We start from the raw sequence: 1,332 nt of genomic DNA, 5'->3' as shown, positions 1-1,332 counted from the left end.
GGTTGTTCTGATCGACAGGGTGAGATCGTGAGATCACAGTTAGTGAAATGATGTCAACATGTTATTTTTTGTTTTGTTTTGACCTCGCGATCTACCTGTGATCTCATGCTCCCTTTTGGGGGCCTATCTATGTCTATTGATGCCGTTTTTACTCAATTTTTCGCTGATATTCATGACCAACGCCAAAGCGAAAAAATCCACTATGCCTTTTTCGATGTACTGTTTCTGACCGTCTGTGCTGTCATCGGTGGAGCCGAAGGATGGGAAGAAATTGAGGACTTTGGTGAGATACATCTACCCTAGTTTCTATCTAAGGGATTGTTTAAAAACGGTATTCCTGTTCACGACCCCATCGCCAGGATCATCTCTCGCATCAAGCCAACGCAGTTCCAGACTGCCTTCATTCGTTGGTCTAATGCCATCAATGAACGCACGGATGGCGCGCTCGTCGCTATCGATGGCAAAACGTTGCGTAGCTCCTACGACCGCGAGGATCGCACATCCACCATCCACATGGTCAGCGCGTATGCCGCGGCTAACAAAATGGTGCTCCGACAAATCAAAACGGCGGCGAAATCCAATGAAATTACCGCCATTCCCGAATTGTTAACACTTCTCGATATAAAAGGGTGCCTCGTATCCATAGATGCGATGGGATGCCAGACCCACATTGCCAACACCATTGTTGAGCAACAGGGCGATTACCTGCTGGCCGTCAAAGGCAATCAGCCAACCTTGTTCGATGCGGTACGTAAAGCCTTGACGCCTCAGCTCACCGATCCACTCAACCAAGAGGTCGTGGCAATAGAACAGCAACATGGTCGCATAGAGGTGCGTGAATATCATGTGCTGGACGCAGGCGCCTTGGCGAGCCAGTTTCCTGATTGGCCCGGCCTACAGACAATTGGCGTGGCAGTTTCTTATCGTGCTGAAAATAAAAAGAAAACATCACTCGAGATGCGTTACTTCATCAGCTCAAAGAAGCTAGGGCGTGACGCATTTGCCCAAGCAGTACGGGGTCACTGGGCGATAGAAAACAGCCTTCACTGGGTACTGGATGTCACCATGGGTGAAGATGCATGCCCCATTTATCGTGGTGATGCCGTCGAGATCCTGACATGTATCAGGCATATGGCGCTGAACATGCTCAGGGCCGAGAGCTCACGCAAAGCAAGCATCCGGCGCAAGCAAAAGATTGCGTGCATGAGCAGTGAATATTTGGAAGCAGTCTTGACTGCAGGCATCCAGAAATTGGCTGTCAGTTAACAAAAAGTTCACGCTCTCACCCTGGGTGTTGGGGAGGCAGAAGTGGCAGCAGGGATTGTCAGAGCT

General features: G+C 49.7%; 1 pseudogene. It reads left to right on the top strand.

The features are described from left to right. Positions 1-129 precede the first annotated feature (129 nt). Positions 130-1,266, top strand: a pseudogene (locus CUC53_RS12275) (ISAs1 family transposase). Positions 1,267-1,332: the final 66 nt, after the last annotated feature.

The organism is Aeromonas cavernicola, assembly GCF_002795305.1.
Classification (GTDB): Bacteria; Pseudomonadota; Gammaproteobacteria; order Enterobacterales; family Aeromonadaceae; genus Aeromonas; species Aeromonas cavernicola.
This window is presented reverse-complemented; position numbering and strand designations above follow the sequence as displayed.